Origin of the sequence: Pseudonocardia sp. CA-107938 (genome assembly GCF_050936315.1) — a bacterium.
Classification (GTDB): Bacteria; Actinomycetota; Actinomycetes; order Mycobacteriales; family Pseudonocardiaceae; genus Pseudonocardia.
Genome location: NZ_JBNJNA010000001.1, coordinates 5,676,345 through 5,693,710, shown reverse-complemented (window position 1 = coordinate 5,693,710; position 17,366 = coordinate 5,676,345). Strand labels below are relative to the sequence as shown.

At 73.0% G+C, this 17,366-nt stretch carries 17 protein-coding genes and 1 pseudogene; 9 read left to right on the top strand and 9 right to left on the bottom strand.

Going from position 1 to position 17,366, the window contains the following annotated elements; translation table 11 throughout:
• Window positions 1–16 precede the first annotated feature (16 nt).
• The 6 genes from ACQEVB_RS28135 to fdhD all read left to right on the top strand — a co-directional run bounded on the left by ACQEVB_RS28135 (window position 17) and on the right by fdhD (window position 6,927).
• Window positions 17–949 (top strand): LysR family transcriptional regulator, encoded by a 933-nt coding sequence (locus ACQEVB_RS28135; RefSeq protein WP_432977438.1) that lies wholly within the window; start codon window positions 17–19, stop codon window positions 947–949.
• A gap of 68 nt (window positions 950–1,017) precedes the next feature.
• Window positions 1,018–1,497 (top strand): formate dehydrogenase subunit gamma, encoded by a 480-nt coding sequence (locus ACQEVB_RS28130; protein ID WP_432977435.1) that lies wholly within the window; start codon window positions 1,018–1,020, stop codon window positions 1,495–1,497.
• Entirely contained in the window at window positions 1,494–2,999 is a 1,506-nt protein-coding gene (locus ACQEVB_RS28125) for a formate dehydrogenase beta subunit (protein WP_432977432.1), read from the top strand. The genes ACQEVB_RS28130 and ACQEVB_RS28125 overlap by 4 nt, the downstream gene beginning before the upstream one ends.
• Entirely contained in the window at window positions 2,996–5,812 is a 2,817-nt protein-coding gene (fdhF, locus tag ACQEVB_RS28120; RefSeq protein ID WP_432977429.1) for a formate dehydrogenase subunit alpha, read from the top strand. Before ACQEVB_RS28125 ends, fdhF begins: the two co-directional genes overlap by 4 nt.
• Window positions 5,809–6,024 (top strand): formate dehydrogenase subunit delta, encoded by a 216-nt coding sequence (locus ACQEVB_RS28115; protein ID WP_432977426.1) that lies wholly within the window; start codon window positions 5,809–5,811, stop codon window positions 6,022–6,024. Before fdhF ends, ACQEVB_RS28115 begins: the two co-directional genes overlap by 4 nt.
• Before the next feature lie 81 nt (window positions 6,025–6,105).
• A complete protein-coding gene (gene fdhD / locus ACQEVB_RS28110) occupies window positions 6,106–6,927 on the top strand; it encodes a formate dehydrogenase accessory sulfurtransferase FdhD (RefSeq protein WP_432977423.1) in 822 nt (273 codons plus the stop codon).
• Here fdhD and ACQEVB_RS28105 read toward each other — a convergent pair.
• The 5 genes from ACQEVB_RS28105 to ACQEVB_RS28085 all read right to left on the bottom strand — a co-directional run bounded on the left by ACQEVB_RS28105 (window position 6,878) and on the right by ACQEVB_RS28085 (window position 11,635).
• Window positions 6,878–7,297, bottom strand: coding sequence for a hypothetical protein (locus ACQEVB_RS28105; protein WP_432977419.1), 420 nt, complete (start codon window positions 7,295–7,297; stop codon window positions 6,878–6,880). The two genes, fdhD and ACQEVB_RS28105, sit on opposite strands and share 50 nt — an antisense overlap.
• 26 nt (window positions 7,298–7,323) lie before the next feature.
• Entirely contained in the window at window positions 7,324–9,612 is a 2,289-nt protein-coding gene (locus ACQEVB_RS28100; RefSeq protein WP_432977416.1) for a heavy metal translocating P-type ATPase, read from the bottom strand.
• Window positions 9,609–9,848 (bottom strand): hypothetical protein, encoded by a 240-nt coding sequence (locus ACQEVB_RS28095; protein WP_432977413.1) that lies wholly within the window; start codon window positions 9,846–9,848, stop codon window positions 9,609–9,611. Before ACQEVB_RS28095 ends, ACQEVB_RS28100 begins: the two co-directional genes overlap by 4 nt.
• 154 nt (window positions 9,849–10,002) lie before the next feature.
• The gene (gene dinB, locus ACQEVB_RS28090) at window positions 10,003–11,229 is read right to left on the bottom strand and encodes a DNA polymerase IV (protein WP_432977410.1); all 1,227 of its coding nucleotides are present in this window, start codon (window positions 11,227–11,229) and stop codon (window positions 10,003–10,005) included.
• A gap of 25 nt (window positions 11,230–11,254) precedes the next feature.
• Window positions 11,255–11,635: a VOC family protein gene (locus ACQEVB_RS28085; RefSeq protein WP_432977407.1), complete on the bottom strand. Its 381-nt coding sequence runs from the start codon at window positions 11,633–11,635 to the stop codon at window positions 11,255–11,257.
• A gap of 59 nt (window positions 11,636–11,694) precedes the next feature.
• Between ACQEVB_RS28085 and ACQEVB_RS28080 the strand changes: the two genes are divergently transcribed.
• Together ACQEVB_RS28080 and ACQEVB_RS28075 are read left to right on the top strand one after the other, a co-directional pair.
• Window positions 11,695–12,204: an SRPBCC family protein gene (locus ACQEVB_RS28080; RefSeq protein ID WP_432977404.1), complete on the top strand. Its 510-nt coding sequence runs from the start codon at window positions 11,695–11,697 to the stop codon at window positions 12,202–12,204.
• Window positions 12,205–12,212: 8 nt separating this feature from the next.
• Window positions 12,213–12,548, top strand: a pseudogene (locus ACQEVB_RS28075) (LLM class flavin-dependent oxidoreductase); the annotation flags it as partial.
• Between the two features lie 10 nt (window positions 12,549–12,558).
• Here the strand turns inward: ACQEVB_RS28075 and ACQEVB_RS28070 are convergent.
• Both ACQEVB_RS28070 and ACQEVB_RS28065 read right to left on the bottom strand, forming a co-directional pair.
• Complete coding sequence (locus tag ACQEVB_RS28070) at window positions 12,559–12,957, bottom strand: VOC family protein (RefSeq protein ID WP_432977401.1); 399 nt, start codon at window positions 12,955–12,957, stop codon at window positions 12,559–12,561.
• A 245-nt stretch (window positions 12,958–13,202) separates the two neighbouring features.
• Window positions 13,203–13,859, bottom strand: a complete 657-nt coding sequence (locus ACQEVB_RS28065; protein WP_432977398.1) for a DedA family protein — start codon at window positions 13,857–13,859, stop codon at window positions 13,203–13,205.
• 141 nt (window positions 13,860–14,000) lie between these two features.
• Between ACQEVB_RS28065 and ACQEVB_RS28060 the strand changes: the two genes are divergently transcribed.
• Window positions 14,001–15,203, top strand: a complete 1,203-nt coding sequence (locus ACQEVB_RS28060) for an aminoglycoside phosphotransferase family protein (RefSeq protein WP_432977395.1) — start codon at window positions 14,001–14,003, stop codon at window positions 15,201–15,203.
• On the opposite strand, the gene ACQEVB_RS28055 is transcribed toward ACQEVB_RS28060, so the two are convergent.
• Together ACQEVB_RS28055 and ACQEVB_RS28050 are read right to left on the bottom strand one after the other, a co-directional pair.
• Window positions 15,179–16,405 (bottom strand): DUF445 domain-containing protein, encoded by a 1,227-nt coding sequence (locus ACQEVB_RS28055; protein ID WP_432977392.1) that lies wholly within the window; start codon window positions 16,403–16,405, stop codon window positions 15,179–15,181. The genes ACQEVB_RS28060 and ACQEVB_RS28055 overlap by 25 nt on opposite strands.
• A gap of 52 nt (window positions 16,406–16,457) precedes the next feature.
• A complete protein-coding gene (locus ACQEVB_RS28050) occupies window positions 16,458–17,330 on the bottom strand; it encodes a helix-turn-helix domain-containing protein (protein ID WP_432977389.1) in 873 nt (290 codons plus the stop codon).
• Window positions 17,331–17,366: the final 36 nt, after the last annotated feature.

The window sequence follows — 17,366 nt, the reverse complement described above, 5'->3', positions numbered from 1 at the left end:
ATCATAGGATCCGACGATGTTGCTGCGCCGCCTGGAGTACCTCGCCGCTCTCGCGCGGGAACGGCACTTCGGCCGCGCCGCGGACGCCTGCCACGTGTCGCAGCCGGCGCTGTCGGAGGCGATCCGGCGGCTGGAGGCCGAGCTGGGCGTGCAGATCGTGCGCCGCGGCCGCAGCTTCGAGGGCTTCACCCCGGAAGGGGAACGGGCGGTCGCCTGGGCGCAGCGCATCGTGTCCGACGCCGGCGCGCTCAAGGCCGACCTCACGAGCATGCGGGCCGGCCTCACCGGCACGCTGCGGATCGGCGCCATCCCGACCGCGCTGACCGTGACCTCGCTGCTCACCGCACCGTTCTGCGATCGGCACCCGCAGGTCACCGTGGCCGTGGAGTCGCTGTCGAGCCGGGAGATCGTGCACCGGCTCGCCGAGTTCGACCTCGACGTCGGCATCACCTACGTCGACGGGGAGCCGCTCGGCGCGGTCCGCACCACGCCGCTGTACCGGGAGCGGTACCTGCTCCTCACCTCGGCCGACGGCCCGTTCGCTGACCGGACGGAGATCGGTTGGGCGGAGCTCGTGGACCTCCCGATGTGCCTGCTCACGCCCGTCATGCAGAACCGCCGCATCATCGACCGGAACTGCGCCGAGGCCGGCGTGACGGTGGTGCCGTCGGTGGAGGCGGACACCATCTCCGTGCTCTACGCGCACGTCGCCACCCGGCGCTGGTCGACGGTGATCGCGCACGCGTGGCTGCACATGTTCGGGGTGCCGGACGGTCTGCGGGTGGTGCCGATGGCCGCGCCGCGGCGGGTGCACCGCGTCGGGCTGGTGCTCACCGAGCGGGAGCCGGAGCCCATGCTGGCCCGCGCGCTCGTCGACGTCGCGCGCCGGATCGACATGCGCACGGAGCTGGACGCACTGATGGACGCCTACGTAGCCGACCCTTCATAGGCCCTGCTTATCGAGCCATCGGCACGCATGCTTTGACCTGGGCATGTGCGGCTTGCGACAGTGTCTCAATGACGAGCGTCACACCCTCCCGCACCGCGGCGGAGGAGTGCGCCAGAGCGGCGCTGGCCGAGCACGGCACCGGGCGCGGGCCGTTGCTGCCGATCCTGCACGCCGTGCGGGAGGAGCTGGGTTGCGTTCCCCGCGACGTGATCCCGGTGATCGCCGACGGGCTGAACCTCTCGATCGCCGAGGTGCACGGCGTCGTCACCTTCTACCGGGACTTCCGCTCCGAACCGGCCGGGCGCACCACCGTGCGCGTCTGCCGCGCGGAGGCCTGCCAGGCCCGAGGGGCCGCCGAGCTGGTCGCGCACGCGCAGGCCGAGCTGGGCATCGGCCTCGGCGCCACGACGGCGGACGGCGCGGTGACCCTCGACGAGGTGTTCTGCCTGGGCAACTGCGCGCTCGGCCCGGCGATCACGGTGGGCGAGCGCCTCTACGGCCGCGTCACCCCGGCCCGGTTCGACGCACTGCTGGGGGAGGTCCGATGACCCGCATCTTCGTGCCTCGCGACTCCGCGGCCCGGTCGGTCGGCGCCGACGAGGTCGCCGCGCTGCTGGAACGGGCCGGCGCGCAGGTCGTGCGCACCGGTTCCCGCGGCATGCTCTGGCTGGAGCCGCTGGTCGAGGTCGAGACCCCGGACGGCCGGATCGGGTACGGGCCCGTCGCGCCGGAGGACGTGGACGGCCTGGTCGCGGCCGGACTCCTGGAGGGCACGGCGCCGGGGCTGGGGCTAGTCGAGGAGCTGGAGTGGATGCGCCGCCAGCAGCGGCTCACCTTCGCCCGCGTGGGCGTGGTCGACCCGCTGTCCGCCGACGACCACGAGGCGCACGGCGGCAACGCGGGGCTGCGGGCGGCGCTCGGTCTCGACCCCGCCGACGTCGTCACGGCGGTGACCGACTCGGGCCTGCGCGGCCGCGGCGGCGCCGGCTTCCCCACCGGCATCAAGTGGAAGACCGTGCTGGGCGCGGAGTCGGACGTCAAGTTCGTCTGCTGCAACGCCGACGAGGGCGACTCGGGCACGTTCGCCGACCGCATGCTGATGGAGGGCGACCCGTTCACCCTGATCGAGGGCATGACGATCGCGGCGCACGCCGTCGGGGCGAGCGAGGGCTACATCTACATCCGCTCCGAGTACCCGGACGCGATCGCCACCGTCCGCGCCGCGATCGAGCTGGCCCGCGCCCGCGGCTGGCTGGGGGAGCGGGTCCTCGGTTCGGACCTCTCCTTCGACCTGCACGTCCGGGTCGGGGCCGGCGCGTACATCTGCGGCGAGGAGACCTCGATGCTGGAGAGCCTCGAGGGCAAGCGCGGGCAGGTGCGGGCGAAGCCACCGATCCCGGCGCTGCAGGGGCTGTTCGGCCGCCCGACGGTCGTCAACAACGTGCTGTCGCTGGCCGCGGTGCCGTGGATCCTCGCCAAGGGCCCGCAGGCCTACGCCGAGCTCGGCGTCGGGCGCTCGCGGGGCACCAGCGTGTTCCAGCTCGGCGGCAACGTCGCCCGGGGCGGCATCGTCGAGACGGCGTTCGGCATCACCCTGGGCGAGCTGGTGAACGACCTCGGCGGCGGTGCGGCGTCGGGCCGGCCGGTGCGGGCGGTGCAGGTCGGTGGCCCGCTGGGTGCCTACCTGCCGGTGTCGCAGTTCGACCTGCCGATGGACTACGAGGCGTTCGCGCAGGTGGGGGCCATGGTCGGGCACGGCGGCATCGTCGTGTTCGACGAGACCGTGGACATGGCAGGCATGGCGCGTTTCGCGATGGAGTTCTGCGCGGAGGAGTCGTGCGGCAAGTGCACGCCCTGCCGCGTCGGCGCCGTGCGGGGCGTGGAGACGATCGACCGCATCAGGGCCGGGCAGGACCGGGAGAAGAACCTGGTCCTGCTGGAGGACCTGTGCGAGCTCATGACCGACGGTTCGCTGTGCGCCATGGGCGGGCTGACCCCCATGCCGGTGCGCAGCGCGGTGCAGCACTTCGGAGAGGACTTCCACCGATGAGCCTGCTGAAGGAACCCGATTTCGGCACGCCGGCGCGTCCGGGCGAGGCCACCGTCGACGTGACGATCGACGGCGTCGCCGTCAGCGTCCCACCGGGCACGTCGGTGATGCGGGCGGCCAAGCACGCCGGCATCGAGGTGCCCAAGCTGTGCGCCACCGACTCCCTCGAAGCGTTCGGCTCGTGCCGGCTCTGCGTCGTCGAGATCGACGGGGCGAAGGGCACGCCCGCGTCGTGCACCACGCCGTGCACGCCCGGGATGGTGGTGCACACCCAGACCGAGCGGGTCGCGAAGCTGCGCCGCGGGGTCATGGAGCTCTACATCTCCGACCACCCGCTGGACTGCCTCACCTGCTCCGCCAACGGCGACTGCGAGCTGCAGGACATGGCCGGCGTGACCGGGTTGCGCGAGGTCCGCTACGGCAGCGGGGTGGACGCCGGGGCCAACCACATGGACCTGCTCACCGACTCGTCGAACCCGTACTTCGACTTCGAGGCATCCAAGTGCATCGTCTGTTCGCGCTGCGTGCGGGCCTGCGACGAGGTGCAGGGCACCCTCGCCTTGACGATCGAGGGCCGCGGGTTCGACTCGAAGGTCTCGCCGGGCGGCGTCGACTTCCTGTCGTCGGAGTGCGTGTCCTGCGGTGCCTGCGTGCAGGCGTGCCCGACGGCGACGCTGCAGGAGAGGTCGGTCGTCGAGCTGGGCATGCCGACCCGCAGCGTCATCACGACGTGCGCGTACTGCGGCGTGGGCTGCTCGTTCAAGGCCGAGATGCGCGGCGACGAGCTGGTGCGGATGGTGCCGTACAAGGACGGCGGCGCCAACGAGGGCCACAGCTGCGTGAAGGGCCGCTTCGCGTTCGGCTACGCGACCCACCCCGACCGCGTGCTCGCCCCGATGGTGCGCGACTCGATCGCCGACGAGTGGCGGGAGGTCTCCTGGGAGGAGGCCATCGGCTTCACCGCGCGCCGGCTGCTGGAGATCCAGGCCGAGCACGGGTCGGGGTCGATCGGCGCCATCACCTCGTCGCGGTGCACCAACGAGGAGGTCTACGTCGTCCAGAAGATGGTGCGGGCGGCGTTCGGCAACAACAACGTCGACACGTGCGCGCGGGTCTGCCACTCGCCGACCGGGTACGGGCTGAAGCAGACGTTCGGCACGTCAGCGGGCACGCAGGACTTCAAGTCCGTCGACGACGCCGACGTCATCATGATCATCGGGGCGAACCCGACCGACGGGCACCCGGTGTTCGCCTCGCGCATGAAGCGCCGGCTGCGGCAGGGCGCCAAGCTGATCGTGATCGACCCGCGGCGCACCGACATCGTTCGGTCGCCGCACATCGAGGCGCAGTACCACCTGCCGCTCGCCCCGGGCACCAACGTGGCGATCGTGAACGCGCTGGCCCACGTCGTCGTGACCGAGGGACTGACCGACGCCGCGTTCGTAGCCGAGCGGTGCGAGGGCTACGCGGAGTGGGCCGCGTTCATCGCCCGGCCGGAGAACTCGCCGGAGGCCGTCGAGGCCGAGACCGGCGTCCCCGCGGCCGACGTCCGCGCGGCGGCCCGCCTCTACGCGACCGGCGGCAACGCCGCGATCTACTACGGCCTCGGCGTGACCGAGCACAGCCAGGGCTCCACGATGGTGATGGGCATGGCGAACCTGGCCATGGCGACGGGCAACATCGGCCGCCGCGGCGTCGGGGTGAACCCGCTGCGCGGGCAGAACAACGTCCAGGGCTCGTGCGACATGGGCTCGTTCCCGCACGAGCTGCCGGGGTACCGGCACGTGTCGGACGAGTCGGTGCGCGACATCTACAACGAGCTGTGGGGCGTCTCCATCCTGGACGAGCCGGGGCTGCGCATCCCGAACATGTTCGACGCCGCCCTCGACGGCTCGTTCCGCGCGCTCTACGTGCAGGGCGAGGACATCGCGCAGTCCGACCCGAACACCCGGCACGTGCAGGGCGCGCTGGCCGCCATGGACCTCGTCGTCGTCCAGGACCTGTTCGTCAACGAGACGGCGAAGTTCGCGCACGTCCTGCTGCCGGGCACGTCGTTCCTGGAGAAGGACGGCACGTTCACCAACGCGGAGCGCCGGATCAACCGGGTGCGCCCGGTGATGGCGCCGCGCACCGGCAAGCACGAGTGGGAGATCGTCTGCGAGATCGCGCAGGCCATGGGCTACCCCATGAGCTACACGCATCCGCGGGAGATCATGGACGAGATCGCGCTGACCACGCCGACGTTCGCGGGCGTCAGCTTCGCGAAGCTCGACGAGGTCGGCAGCATCCAGTGGCCGTGCAACGAGAAGGCGCCGCTGGGCACGCCGATCATGCACGTCGACGGGTTCGTGCGCGGCAAGGGCCGCTTCGTCGAGACGCAGTACGTGGCCACCCCGGAGCGCTCGACGCGCAAGTACCCGCTGATCCTGACGACCGGGCGGATCCTGTCGCAGTACAACGTGGGCGCGCAGACCCGGCGCACCGCCAACAGCACCTGGCACCCGGAGGACGTGCTGGAGCTGCACCCGCACGACGCCGAGGTGCGCGGCATCTCCGACGGCGACACCGTGAGCCTGGCCAGCCGGGTCGGGAAGACCACGCTGCGGGCGGTGATCGCCGACCGGATGCCCGTCGGGGTCTGCTACACGACGTTCCACCACCCCGTCACCGGGGCGAACGTGGTGACCACCGAGCACTCCGACTGGGCCACCAACTGCCCGGAGTACAAGGTGACCGCGGTGCAGGTGGAACTGGTGACGGCCCGCCGCGAGGCCGAGGAAGGGCGGGCAGCCGTGCCGGTGGCGGGCGAATGAGCGACACGATCAGTCCGGAGATGCGGCTCGCCGGGGACATCGCCGCCCAGTTCCGCCACCGCCCGGCCGACGAGGCCGCGGCGGCGATCGCGACGCACATCCGGCAGTTCTGGGACCCGCGGATGCGCCGTCACCTGCTCGCCGAGCTGGCCGCGGGGGTTGCGGTCGACCCCCTGTTGGCGGCAGCCGCGGCCCGGTTGCGCGAGGAGTAGAACGGTGATCAAGGGCAAACTGTCGCCAGCGGATCTTCGGAAGCGACATTCTGCCCTTGATCACCGAGGGACGGGGTGCACATGGGGCGGCTGACAGCGCGTCGGCGGGTCGTGCGGATCACGCCGGACGGGCGCACGACCCGCCCGGACACCCTCGCCGCCGAGGAGCCGATGGAGCTGCGGGTGGCAGGCAGCCCGCTGTCGGTCACGATGCGCACACCCGGCCACGACGTGGAGCTGGCGCACGGGTTCCTGCTGACCGAGGGCGTCATCACGTCGCTGGACGACGTCGCCGCAGCCCGCTACTGCGACTCGGTGGACGACGCCGGCCGCAACACCTACAACGTCCTCGACGTGGCGCTCGCACCGTCGGTCGCGCCGCCGTCGGCGTCGCTGGAGCGCAACTTCTACACGACGTCGTCGTGCGGGGTGTGCGGGAAGGCCTCGCTGGACGCCGTGCGCACGAAGACCGCCTTCCCCGTGCTCGACGGCGACCTGCGCATATCGGCGGAGATCGTCGCCGGTCTGCCGGACCGGCTCCGGGCGGCGCAGAAGGTGTTCGACTCCACCGGCGGCCTGCACGCCGCCGGTCTCTTCAGCGCCGACGGCACGCTGCTCGTCGCGCGGGAGGACGTGGGCCGGCACAACGCCGTCGACAAGGTGCTCGGTTGGGCCCTGCTGCAGGGCCGCGTCCCGGCCCGCGGCTGCGTGCTGCAAGTGTCGGGGCGTGCCTCGTTCGAGCTGGTGCAGAAGGCGGCGATGGCCGGGGCGCCGGTGCTGTCCGCGGTCTCGGCGCCGTCGTCGCTGGCGGTCGAGCTGGCCGACGACGCCGGCATCACGCTGGCCGGCTTCGTCAGGAACGGGTCGATGAACCTGTACTCCCACGCGGACCGGATCGGCTGACCTCGCGGAGGGCGAGCACGAGCAGCGGGAGCTGGGTCAGCCCGTAGAGCACGTGGAACGAGTAGTGCCGCACCGACTGCTCGGGCGCGAACGGAAGCACGGGCAGCGGCAGGACGCTGAGGATCGCGCCGCCCACCAGGTGGAGCACGGCCCAGGCGAGCAGCAGCCCACCCGCGAGCCGCCGCACCCCGGCGCCGAGCAGGACGAGGACGGCGGCGAGCACCAGCGTCGGGTAGAGCGTCTCCGGGCTGGCGAGCGTCTGCCCCGGCAGGTCGGCGACGTTGTGCACCAGCAGGCCCAGCCACGAGACGGCCGCGGCGAGGTACAGCGTGGATGCCGCGGGCCGGAGCAGCGGAGCCGTGCGAACCATGGTGGCCAGGATGCCCCGGCTGACGGCTACCGGTGCAGCCGCAGGCTGTTGCCGATGACGAGCAGCGAGCTCGCCACCATCGCCGCCCCGGCGAGCATCGGGTGCAGCAGCCCGGACGCCGCCAGCGGCAGCGCCACCAGGTTGTAGCCGAACGCCCAGGCGAGGTTGCCCCGCAGTGTCGCGACGATGCGGCGGGAGAGCACGATCGCGTCGGCTGCCGCGCCGAGATCGGGCCGGACCAGCGTCAACCCGGCTGCCGCGACGGCGACGTCGGTGCCGCCGGCCATCGCGATGCCGAGATCGGCCTCGGCCAGCGCCGGGGCGTCGTTCACACCGTCGCCCACCATCGCCACGACGCGTCCTTCGAGCTGCAGCTCGTGCACCGCGTCGGCCTTCCCGGTGGGCAGCACCTCCGCCAGCACGCGGGTGATGCCGACCTCGGCGGCCACGGCGTCGGCGACGGCGCGCGAGTCGCCGGTGAGCAGCACCGGTTCGAGCCCGAGCGCGCGCAACCTGGACACCGCGGCAGCGCTCGTCGGGCGCACGGTGTCGACGATCCCGAGCACGCCGTGCGCGCGTCCGTTCCACGCGACGACGACGGGGGTACGGGCATGTGCGCCGGCGTCGGCGATCGCGTCCTGCAGCGCGCCCGGCACCTCGACGCCGCGCTCCTGCATCAGCGCGGGGCTACCGACCAGGACCGAGCGGGCGCCGGTCTCGCCGGACACGCCGCGCCCGTCGTGAACCGCGACGTCGTGCACGGCCGGCCAGAACGGGACCCGCTCCGCCGCGTAGGCGGTGAGCGCCCGCGAGATCGGGTGGTTGCTGCCCGCCGACACCGCGCCGGCAGCGGCGAGCACGTCGTCGGTGGCGCCGCCCGCCTCGTCGTCCACCACCGTCACGGACTGCACGGCGAGCGCGCCGGTGGTGACCGTGCCGGTCTTGTCGAGCAGCACCGTGTCGACCCGGCGCGCGACCTCCCAGGACTGCGGGCCGGCGCTGAGGATGCCGAGCCGGGCTGCGCGGCCGGTGCCGACCAGCAGCGCGGTCGGGGTGGCCAGGCCGAGGGCGCAGGGGCACGCCACGATGAGGACGGCCGTCGCAGCGGCGGCGGCGGTCGCGACCGGCGCGCCGGTGCCCAACCAGAACGCGCAGGTGCCCGCGGCGAGCACCAGCACGACCGGCACGAACCAGGCGCACACCCGGTCGGCCAGCCGCTGCGCGCGCGCCTTGCGTCCCAGCGCCGCGCGCACCTGCGCGGCCATCCTGGCCAGCTGGGTGTCGGCGCCGACCCGGGTCGCGCGCACCAGCAGCGGGCCACCGCGCGCGACGGCACCGCCGATCACCGCCGTGCCGGGCTGGACGGCCATCGGCGCCGACTCGCCCGTGACGAGGGACGCGTCGAGCCAGGCGGAGCCGTCGATCACGATGCCGTCGGTCGGGATCCGCTCGGCGTCGGCCACCTGCACGAGATCGCCGACGACGAGCGTGGCGGTCGGGACCCGGACGGTGCCGTCGGCCCGCAGCACCGTGGCCTCGTCGGCGGCGAGCCCCGAGAGCGCGCGGACCGCGGAGCCCGCACTGCGCCGCGCCCGCTCCTCGCAGTACCGGCCGGCCAGCACGATCGCGGTGATCCCGGCGGCCACCTCCAGGTAGATGGCCGACCCGGCGTCGCTGCGGGCGATCGTCAGCTCGAACGCGTGCCGGAGGCCGGGCAGCCCGGCCCAGCCGAAGATCATCGCGTACAGCGACCAGCCGAGCGCCGCGAGCGTGCCCAGCGAGACCAGGGTGTCCATGGTGGCCGTGCCGTGCCGGGCCGCCGCGAGGGCGCGCCGGTGCAGCGGCCAGCCGCCCCACAACACGGTCGGCAGGGTGAGCCCGAGCGCCACCCACTGCCAGAACGGGAACTGCAGCGCCGGCACCATCGACAGCACGACGACCGGCACCGCCAGCGCGACGCAGGCCGCTGCCCGGCCACCCGCGGCGGCGAGCCGGGCGGCGTGCCCGTCGTCGTCGGGTTCGGCCGTGGCGAGGTCCGGGACGGGTGCCGCGGTGTAGCCGGCGTCCTCGACGACGGCGACCAGCGCGTCCGCCGCGACGCCCACGGGGTGGGTGATCGTCGCCGTGCCGGTGGCGTAGTTGACCTGCGCGGAGATGCCGTCGATGCGGCCCATGATCCGTTCGATCCGGGCGGCGCAGGCCCCGCACGTCATGCCGTCGACGCGCAGCTGCGTGATCCGCGCGCCCTCCGGGAGGGCCGGAACGGCCGGCGCCGGCGCGGACTCCAGCACCGGGTCGATGGCCGGAGCACTCATCGGGTCACCACCGATCCGTGGACGGAGACGTGCGCCGGCAGCGGGGCACCGGTGTCGAGCGGGCCGACGATGCGGCCGGCCTGCCAGGCACCGACGACCACCGCGGCGACCAGCACGACGAGGGCGCCGACCCGGCGGGCTGTGCCTTCGACCGGGCCTTCGACCGCGCCCTCGACCGAGCCCTCGACGTGGCGGGGAGCGGGCGCGGTGGACGGGAGGAGGACGTCGTCGGGCACGTCCGCGAATCTGACAGAGCAGGGTGGCGTCGGGTTGCCAACCTGAGGAGCAAGCGATCCGCTCGGGCCGCCGGACGCGCCGAACGGTCGCCGATGCGCCCGTTCGGCCGCACTGCGACCCGCCGTCCGCCTGATCGGGCTCTCAGGTTGGGTTTCAGTCGGGCAGCAGCGGGACGGAGATGCCCTCGTCGCGGCCCAGCAGCGTGGCCCGGGTGACCGAGCGTGAGCCGAACCGGTCGCGCACCGCGTCCAGCGTGACGTCCAAGGCCATCTCGTCGGCGTCGACGGTGCGCGCGGCGAGGGGGAGGGTGAGCTGCAGCGGCATGTCCTCCCGCAGGTTGGTGAGCGACAGGCCGAGGAGGGTGACCCCGTCGGCGGCGATGCGCGGCATCGCGCCGGCCAGCAGGATCCGCGCCGTGGCCAGGATCGTGGGCGTGTGGCTGGTGGCGGCCACCATGGTGCGTGAGCGGGTGGCCCGGGTGAAGTCGGCGAACCGCAGCCGCAGCACCACCGTGCGGCACACCCGGTGCGCACCGCGGAGCCGGCGACCGAGCCGGTCGACGGTGCCGGCGAGGATCGCGTCGAGCTCCTCGGGGGTGCGCCGGCGACGGCCGAGCGCCCGTTGCGAGCCGATGGACCGGCGCCGGACGCCGGTCTCGACCTGCCGCGGGTCGCGGTTGTGCGCCAGCGCGTGCAGCTTGTGGCCCTCCGCCTTGCCGACGAGCCCGACGAGCGGGCCCTCGCCGATCTCGGCGGCCTCGCCCACGGTGCGGACACCCAGCGCGTGCAGCTTCGCGGCGGTGACCTTGCCGACGCCCCACAGCTTCTCCACGGGCAACGGGTGCAGGAACGCCAGCTCGCCGTCGGCCGGCACGTGCAGGAGCCCGTCGGGCTTGGCGACACCACTGGCCACCTTCGCGAGGAACTTGGTGCGCGCCACCCCGACGGTGATCGGCAGCCCGACCTGCTCCCGGACGTCGCGACGCAGCCGGCGCGCGATCTCGACGGGCGAGCCCGCGATGCGCCACAGCCCGCCGACGTCGAGGAACGCCTCGTCGATCGAGATGCCCTCCACGACGGGGCTGGTGGCCCGGAAGACCTCGAAGACGGCCTTGCTCGCCGTCGAGTAGGCCGACATCCGCGGCGGCACCACGATCGCCTCCGGGCACAGCACCTTCGCCTGCCGCCCGCCCATGGCCGTGCGTACGCCGCAGCGCTTGGCCTCGTAGCTGCAGGCCAGCACGACCCCGCCGCCGACGATCACCGGCCGGCCGCGCAGGCGCGGGTCGTCGCGCTGCTCCACCGAGGCGTAGAACGCGTCGAGATCTGCGTGCAGGATCGGTGTGGCGCTGCGGCCGGACCCGTCGTCGGACACGAACATATGTTCGCACCCGGGTCCGACAATGTCAGCCGTGATGGACGGCCTCGACGTTGTTGCCGTCGGGATCGCGCACGAACACCCCGTAGTAGCCGGGGTGGTACTCGGGGAACTCGCGCGGTCCGTGCAGCACCTCCACCCCCGCTGCGACGGCGGCCGCGTGCACCGCGTCGACGGCCGCCCGGTCGGGCGCGGCGAAGGCGATGTGCGTCTCCGGCACGCCGTCCGGACGACCGGGGCCGAGCCAGAACCGCGGCTGACCGTCAGGTCCGCCGAGCCCGGCGACGGGCATTCCGTCGCGACCGGGGAACTGCATGATCACCCGCAGGCCGGCCGGGCCGAAGACCTGCTCGTAGAAGGCGACGGAGGTCGCGACGTCGGCGACCTGGAGGGAGATGTGATCGAGCACGGACGCCGACCGTAGTGCACGCGTTGACATGCTGGGTCGCGTTGCGCAACTCTGACTCCATGGAGTGGACGGGTGCCCGCTACGCCGACCAACCCACCGTCGAGGTGCAGATCGACATCGATGCGCCGCCGGAGCGGGTCTGGCCGCTGGTCTCCGACCCCGTCGCGATGCCGAAGCTGTGCAACGAGCTGCAACGGGTCGAGTGGATCGACGGGGCGACCGGCGCGCGGGTGGGCGCCCGGTTCCAGGGGTTCAACAGCCACGCGGCGTTCGGGCAGTGGTCCACGCCGTCGACGGTCAGCGCCTGCGCCGCGCCCGAGGTGTTCGCGTGGGACGTCGGCGACCCGGAGTGGCTGTCGGCGAGCTGGCGGTTCACGCTCGAACCCGTCGAGGGGGGCACGCGGCTGACCCAGTGGATGCGCATGGGGCCGGGTGAGTCGGGGCTCAGCGTCGCCATCACGGCGATGCCCGAGAAGGAGCAGAAGATCGTCTTCGTGCGGCTGCGCGAGCTCGAGACGAACATGACCACCACACTCGCGGCGATCAAGCAGCACGCCGAGCAGGGTTGATGCGCACCGCCACGACCAAGTCGGGCCTCGCGTTCAGCCTCGGCGGCATGGGCACGGCGACCACGAACTTCTACCACGACGCGTACGGCCGGCAGGGCTGGTCGGAGGTCGCCGTCGAGGTGCGGGACCGCTGGCAGGCCGGCGACCGCGCGGGCGCCGCCCTCGTCACGGACGAGATGGTGCTGGCCACCACGCTCATCGGCACCGAGCCCGTGGTGCGGGAGCGGCTGCGCGTGTGGCAGGCGGCCGGGGTGGACACCGTGCGGCTCTACCCGGCCGGCGACACCCTCGAAGCGCGGCTGGAGACCCGGGTCAGGGCGATCGCGCTGGTCCGGGAGCTCTGACCCCGCCCAGTCAACGCGGGGCCAGGAACAGGCAGAACGGGTGTCCGGCCGGGTCGGCGTAGACGTAGAGCGGTTCCTCCGGGTCGTCGCGCCGGTCCAGCAGCAGCTGCGCGCCCAGCGCCAGCGCCCGTTCGTGCTGGCGGTCCAGCTCTGCGGTGCTCGGCACCGTCAGGTCCAGGTGCAGTTGCTGGGGGACGCCCGGCCGCGGCCACGTCGACCGCGGGAGCTCGTCGACCTGCTGGACGGCGAGCACCCGCGTCCCGTCCGTGGTGAGCAGCACGAACCAGTCGTGCGCGTCCTCGTCACCCTGTCGGTACACCAGGCCCATGAGCTGCCGGTAGAACTCGGCCAGCCCACGGGCGTCGGTGGCGTCGAGGACGGTGTGCAGCAGCGTGGGATGTCCGGTCACGCCGCCACCGTCCCTCAGCGTCGGCGGTGGCGCCACCGGCGGACGAGGCGGGCGAACCGGCCGCCGCTGGAACGGCGGGGAGCCGGGAACGCGGGAGGGTCGAGGGTGGGGTCGAGTGCGGGACGGAGATCGCCCGCGGGGAGCGTGGGCGGGTCGACGGCGACGAGGGTCGGGGGGTTCTGGCGGTCGTGCACGTGGGGCTGTCGCTCCCCGACCCGGCGCGTGTTAGCCGATCGTCGGGCCCGTCACACCACCGGATCGGCGCCGCGCGTCTCGCCCTCGGCCTCGATGGCGGCGATCGCCTTCGCGGTGCGCTTGCGCAGCACGAGCGCCACCGCGATCCCGCCGATGACGGCCAGCACGAGAGCGACCCAGGAGAAGCGGGACATCCAGCGCTCGGCCGCGATCCCCACGAAGTACACGAGCGCGGTGGTGCCGCCGGCCCAGCAGATCGCCCCGGACGCGTTGGCGGCGAGGAAGCGCCGGTACGGCATCGTGAGGGCGCCGGCGAGCGGCCCGGCGAAGATCCGCAGCAGCGCGATGAACCGGCCGAAGAACACCGCCCACACGCCCCACTTCGCGAACATCCGCTCGGCGAGCGCCACGTGCCCCGGTCCGAAGTGCTTGGGGAACCGCCGGCCGAGCCGCTCGAACAGCGGCATCCCGAACCGCCGCCCGATGCCGTACCCGATCGTGTCGCCGACGATCGCTCCGATGATCGCGGCGACCCCGACGCCGATCGGGCTCACCGCCAGCTCGTGGTGCGACGACAGCAGGGCCGCGCTGACCAGCACGATCTCGCCCGGCAGCGGGATGCCGAGGCTCTCCACGCCGATGACGGCGCCGACGAGCAGGTAGACCGCGAGGGGCGGGATCGTCTGCAGCAGGTGGTCCACGGTCATGGTGCCCAGAATGCCCGAACCCGGGATTGCCCCGGCACCGGGATTCCGTTGGACATCACCAGGGTTGTCTCGACCTTTCGGGGATGGTGCCGAAGCGCCCCGGCGTGGTAACCGGATTGTGCGCACCGGGACGATCGAGACGTGCCGCGCACCGTGACCGTCGTCCTGCGCACCGACGACGCCGTCCTCGGCGCGTTGCCGCCGTTCGACGTGCCGTGGCCGTTCTGGCCCGACGTCGAGCAGGTCGTCACGGGGTGCCGGGAGCGGTACGGACTGGACGTGGCGGTGCTGCGGGCGATCGAGCTGCCACCCGGGGCCGGGCCCGGCGGATCGGGCACCTATCTCGCCCAGGTCGACGGGCCCGTCGATGCGCCGCTGCAGCCGTGGTCCGGCGCCGACCCGTTGGCTCCGCATCCGCTGCGCGCGCCCTACGCGGAACCGGACGGGCAGCGCGCGGCCCTCGCGTGGGCCGATGCCGCCCTCTGCGCGGCCGGCACCGCGCGCACCGGGCCGCCGCAGCAGGTGAAGACCTGGAACCTGTCGGCGATCTGGCGCCTGCCCACCGACCGCGGTGCGGTGTGGTTGAAGGAGGTGCCGGCGTTCTTCGGGCACGAGCCGGCGCTGGTCACGCGCATCGGGCCGCACGTGGCGCCCACCGTGCTCGCGGCCGAGCCGAGCCGGATGCTGATGGCCGACATCCCCGGCGTCGACCACTACGACGCCACCGGTGCGCCGGTGCTGGAGATCCTCGGCATCGCGACGGCCCTGCACGCCGAATGGGCCGGCCGCGCCCCGGAGCTGGTGGAGCTGGGTCTGCCGGACCGGCGGCCCGCCGCCGCGCTGCCGCTCGTGGTCGACGTCGTCGAGCGGCACGCCCACGAGCTGACCCGGCCCGAGCGCGCCGCGCTGGACGTGCTCGTCGCCGGGCTGGACGAGCGGCACGCGGCACTCGCCGCCACCGGCCTGCCCGACACGCTCGTCCACGGCGACCTGCATCCCGGCAACGTCCGCGGCGTGCCGGGCGCGCTCACCGTCCTCGACTGGGGCGACGCGGTGATCGGCCATCCGGCCGTCGACTTCCTGCGCCTGCACGACTGGGTGCCCGCGGTCGACCGGGCGCCGGCGACCGCGCAGTGGGTGGCCGAGTGGGCCCGGCGCGTCCCCGGCAGCGACGCGGCTCGCGCCAGCGAGCTGGCCCGGCCGTGGCTGCACCTGCTGGGCGCGGTCACCTACCGGCGGTTCCTCGACCACATCGAGCCGTCCGAGCACCCGTTCCACGCCGCCGACCCGGCCCGCTGCCTGCGGGCCGCGATCGCCGCTCAGCCGAGCAGCAGCTGCACCTGAAGCTCGCCGACCAGCGCGCCGAGGATGCCGCCGACCAGGATCAGCTTCCACTCGTCCTGCCGGAACGCGGGCCGCAGCACGCCCTCGTACTCCATCGGGGAGAGCCGCAGCATGGCGTCGACGATCGTGTGCTCGACGTCGAGCGCCTCGTGCGCGTACCCGAGCGCCGGCTTGATCGTCGTGCTCACGGCAGCCAGTCCGCGCTCGGCGACGTCACGGCGCAGCTGCTGATACTCCGTCGATCCGATGCTGAGCACGACGAGCGGCTTGGCCAGCCCGATGTTCTCGTCGATGACCTTCCCGACGTGCCGCTGCACCGTCATGATCAGACGGTCGGACCGCGGGCCGGCCAGCACGGCCTCGAGGATGTGGTCGATGGTCAGCACCTCGTCGGCGATGAGCCGGCCGTAGTCGGCGGCGACCTGCTCGCGGCGCCGGTGGAACAGTCCCTGCCAGCGGAAGATCCCGAGGATCCGCCGTTCCTCCCGCGGATGGAAGATCATCTTGAGGGCGAGCCAGTCGGAGCTGAGGCCGATCAGCCCACCGAAGAACGGCATGATCCACGGCTCGTGGGTCAGCGCCCAGACCACGGCCTGCAGCACGCCGACGATCGCGCCGAAGTAGAGGCCGGATCGGATGATGAACCGCATCTCCGGCTGTGAGATCTCGCGGATCAGGCGGTTCAGCACCGCGCGGTCGCGCACCAGGTTCGTGATCGCCATGTCGCGGACGTCGACGTACTGCTCGAGGTCTCGCGAGATGTCGGTCATGATCTCGGCGACGACCTTCGGGGCACGCGCCTGCAGCTGGCGCAGGATCAGGTCCTGCGCCACGGTCGGCAGCATCTCCCAGACCGCAGGCTGGTACTTCGCCAGCACGTCGGTGCCGATCTCGACGACCGCCTTGTTCAGCGGGGCCTCGATCTCCTCGAGCAGCCGGTCCACGTCGATGCGGGCGAGGATCGCCCGCGGGTCGATCAGCCGGTTGAGCAGCAGGTCCATGGCGATCGTGGCCATGCGGCCGGCGTTGCGGGGGATGATGCCCTGCCAGCCGAACACCGGTCGTACGCCCACGAAGTCGACCGGTTCGAACATCATCTCGACGGCGACGATCTTCGTGCCGTAGCCGATCAGTGCGGCGATCACCGGCATGGTCGCGTAGATCAGCCAGTGGTCGAGGACGTCCTGGAGGAACGCAGGCACAACCGGCACCCCCCGATGGCCGACGACGTGGTGGCCCTGTTGTACACCGTGATCAGCTCTGTCGGTGCAGCGTGCGGTACTCGCTGGGGCTGCAGCCGTGCACGGTGCGGAACTGGCGGGAGAAGTAGAACGGGTCGGCGTAGCCGACGGCTGCTCCGATCGCGGCGATGTCGCGCGACGACGTGATGAGCAGCTCGCGGGCCCGAGCCATCCGCAGCCGCTTCGTGTACTCGACGACGCCGTGCCCGGTGGTGGCCCGGAACAGTGCCGCGAAGTGCGAGGGCGAGAGGCCCGCGGTGCGGGCGAGCTCGGTGACTCGCACCGGCTTGGCGAAGTTGCGGCGCAGGTAGTCGTGGGCCTGCCGGACGGGTTCGCTCGCCCGCAGCCCGCCCGCCACGGTGTCGGCCGCCACCTGCGCGAGCAGCGCCCCGCCCGTCCCGGACGCGGAGATCAGGCTGGGCACGGTCTCGTCACGCTCCAGGAAGCCGATGGTGTCGTCGATGGTGGAGACGGCGCGGTAGAGGTCGTGCAGCTCGACGAGCTGCTCGCGTCCGTCTGGGGCGACGACCGCGAGCACCTGCGCCACCTGCGCGCCGGCAGCGTGCAACCACCAGATCGTCCATGGCTGCACGGGGTCGGCCCAGTACGCGTGCGGCTGGTCCGGGGGCAGCACCAGCGCGTGTCCGGGCCGCACGGTGGTGCGCCTGCCCTCGACCTCGCAGTGCCCGACACCGTCGACGCAGACGATCACCACGACCTCGGGCGTGCCCTCCGGCCGGCGTCGGCCGTGGTTCGCTGCATGCGGGAAGTAGCCGGCGTCGGTCACCAGCAGCCCCGCCGTCGGCGGGCGGCGCAGGGCGGCTGCGACGAGCGGGCGCGGCAGCGCGCGCAGGCGCTGGCCGGGGAACCCGTCGGGCAGCAACATCGCGCCACCGTACGCCGAACCGACCGTGGACAGTCG